A 2879-nucleotide genomic window follows, 5' to 3' on the forward strand; every position below is an offset into this window, starting at 1 on the left:
AACTCGATTGTCTATCTTTTGGTATTAACCTGTTGATGCCTTAAGTCCTTCCCTATATGGATTTCAGATACTTTTGAGCGTAGGCGCTCTCATCGAATTTTATTTTAAGTTAATTATTTGCATAACAATTCCCGAAGAGCCTTTTTTAACCCATCTTTCCTACTATTATGTCTGCGAAAAAAACTACCCTCTAGCTTTAGAGAACGCTTATCAAGTCCTGACCATCGCTAGGGAAGCCCAAAATAAACCCTCTCTAGCTCTGGGTTTCGCGACGATCGCCTATACTTATTGGAGTATGGGAAAATTTATAAAAGCTTTATTTTTTATAGCTCGAAGCCTTATCATTCAACCTCCTTGGCACGGTGCTAATGGACAAATTATATGGCAAAAATTTGTAGAACTCCTCAAAAATAAGTTTAGAGGACGTTTGAAAAGGGTCACGGGTAGCGTAGTCGCCTAGGCAAGCCGCCTCAACATGAGTCGAATCATACCGAGATAAATGAAAGCCTCAGAAGTTTCGGGTAAAACCTCGTAGTCTTTGCTTAATCGTCGCCAATAATTAAACCAACCGAAAGTGCGCTCCACCACCCAACGTTTGGGTAGAACCTCAAATCCTTTGACCCCTGCCGAGCGTAGCACCGTCTCTAAAATGAAGCCAAAAGTGTCCATCACGAAACGGAGAAAACCTTCTCCCGAAAACCCTCCATCGACAAAAACACGGATTAATCGCGGATATTTGCTCGGTTGTTCCTTCATTTCCGCGAAAAGTTGTTTCGCTCCCTCTCGCTCTCCTACACTCGCGGCGACGACTTTTACCGCTATTAATAGCCCGAAGGTATCGACCAACGTAAATCTCTTTCTTCCTTTAATCCGTTTCCCCGCATCATAACCGACCTCTTTATTAATCATCGTGGCGGTTTTGACTGATTGACTGTCTAAAACTCCCGCGCTGGCAGAGGGATGACGACCTTCCATTATCCTGACGTAATCTCGGAGACGGTCATGGATTTTTACCCACGTTCCGTCTTGAGTCCACTTTCTGAAGTAGTCGTATACTGTCCCGTAAGGCGGGCAGTCATGGGGCAACCACCGCCACGCACATCCCGTACAGAGGACGTAAAATAGGGCGTTGATGACACCGAGCATATCTACGCTTCGGGGGCGACCCCCTTTTTTGGCCGGTGGGATGAGAGGGAGGAGTAATTCGGCCTGCGCTCGTGTCAGGTCTCCAGGATAGGCTTTTAGGTTTGTTGTCATCTTCAAGACGGTCGGAACATCTAGATCTCTACACTACCCCTAGTGGTCTCCTGACTTTTCAAACATCCTCTTACCTCGACTTTATCCATTTCAAGCGGCGTAGCATAATAGAGCCTCCCATGTATCCAGCAAGGCTCTTGGTATTTTCACCATATCGGTGTTCGCTCCCGATAATCGAAAAAGTCGAGCCGTCCAAAAATGCCGACGTACCCAAGCTAACGCATCGATAAACGTGGGAAATTCTTTGTGATACCAAGCGGAGTGAGGCAGGGAGCAATCCATTGATGAGGCTTGCAAGCGTTCGGCGAGGAGAACAATTATCGAGAATAAGGCAAATAACGCGGGTGTGGTACGGGAAATAGCGAGATTAGACCATTGACGTTGGGTTTCCACTCCCAAGTGCGCCCGTACTTCTTCAAAAGTGACTTCCACTTGCCAACGTTGTCGGAACCATAACAGAATTTGTCTTGGAGTAGCGTCTTGGTCGGTACAGAGAAAAGCTTGTGGCTCGAATTGGTCCTTCGGATCTCGGACGAGGACTCAACGAATGGGGACGGCAGGAAGTCCGGTATGATACCAAACGCATTTTGCCGAAGCGAATTGTAGTTGCCCTGAGCATCCCCCGTACCATCCTTCAACGGTCAATGACTGCCAGACGGTCGCCGGGTCATCGAGTAATGCCTTGAGGGTTGGCAATCGTTTCCCCACTTTTCGAGGACGACCCATTTGTCCCGGCTTCCGTTCGGGAGGCGGTTCGTAGAGAGCGGCATCTAAGCGTAATCGGGTCACGACATGAACCGCCCTCGGGAGTTGTCGGAGAGATTCGAGTAACTCCAAAGCGGCGAAACTACTATCGGCAACGAGAACGAGCGCCCGATCGGGAAACCATCGTAAACACCAGAACGAGCATTTGCCGCGCCCGCTCGCTCAGAGATTTATGCCGTCGTTCCCGTGATTGGTCATACCGTTCGGAGGGGGCTAAAACCGTGAGAAAAGGTAATGCCCACAAGCGTTTCGCCCACGGGATCTCTACTAACAACATCAGACTTAACCAACGTAACCCACTGGTTTTGACGAAATGGCTATCGCTCGAACGTACCGGGTCACGGTAGATACCCCGGGCCGCGATACGTTTACCCCATCGCCGCTCGATCGTGTCGTCGATACCCATCACTAACACCCCGTCCGGGGCGAAGACCTTGACCAACTGTTGTAACAACAGACGACTCGCCCTACAACTTGACCAGACCGCTCGGTTGAGGACGCGATGATACTTTTGGAAATGAGGCTCATCTTTTAATCCCATCACCCTCAAGATCGCACTAACCGTCCGCTTTCCCGGCGCGAGAATCGCTCCCACCAGCAGTACGAGTGCCGAGTGCCATGTCGGTCGGGAGAATAAAGGGGCGAACACCAAGAGCAATGGCAGGAATTCCTTCGGTAGCGGATTCATCGCGAATAAGCCAACAACGCTTCCCCTATCCAGCAATTCTCATTTTGAAAACAAAAGAAGATAAAGTTCTCTATGTGAACAAGAGAACTTCTGTCTAATTATCATTTTTTTTCAAGATAATCATCATAATTAGCTTCAAGAGACAGTTTTAAAATATCTGCCCATAAAA

General features: G+C 48.5%; 5 protein-coding genes. 1 reads left to right on the plus strand and 4 read right to left on the minus strand.

The window, feature by feature from the left end; all coding sequences use genetic code 11:
* Positions 1-73 precede the first annotated feature (73 nt).
* On the plus strand, positions 74-460 hold the full coding sequence (locus IM450_RS02320; RefSeq protein WP_287668868.1) for a tetratricopeptide repeat protein: 387 nt from the start codon (positions 74-76) through the stop codon (positions 458-460).
* Here the strand turns inward: IM450_RS02320 and IM450_RS02325 are convergent.
* The 4 genes from IM450_RS02325 to IM450_RS02340 all read right to left on the minus strand — a co-directional run bounded on the left by IM450_RS02325 (position 457) and on the right by IM450_RS02340 (position 2710).
* Positions 457-1257: an IS5 family transposase gene (locus IM450_RS02325; protein ID WP_287668871.1), complete on the minus strand. Its 801-nt coding sequence runs from the start codon at positions 1255-1257 to the stop codon at positions 457-459. The two genes, IM450_RS02320 and IM450_RS02325, sit on opposite strands and share 4 nt — an antisense overlap.
* A gap of 90 nt (positions 1258-1347) precedes the next feature.
* Positions 1348-1689 (minus strand): hypothetical protein, encoded by a 342-nt coding sequence (locus IM450_RS02330; RefSeq protein WP_287668874.1) that lies wholly within the window; start codon positions 1687-1689, stop codon positions 1348-1350.
* A 108-nt stretch (positions 1690-1797) separates the two neighbouring features.
* Positions 1798-2094: a transposase gene (locus IM450_RS02335; protein ID WP_287668877.1), complete on the minus strand. Its 297-nt coding sequence runs from the start codon at positions 2092-2094 to the stop codon at positions 1798-1800.
* A gap of 13 nt (positions 2095-2107) precedes the next feature.
* Complete coding sequence (locus IM450_RS02340) at positions 2108-2710, minus strand: transposase (protein ID WP_287668880.1); 603 nt, start codon at positions 2708-2710, stop codon at positions 2108-2110.
* Positions 2711-2879: the final 169 nt, after the last annotated feature.

This window comes from Microcystis sp. M083S1 (assembly GCF_020246405.1).
Lineage (GTDB): Bacteria > Cyanobacteriota > Cyanobacteriia > Cyanobacteriales > Microcystaceae > Microcystis > Microcystis aeruginosa_C.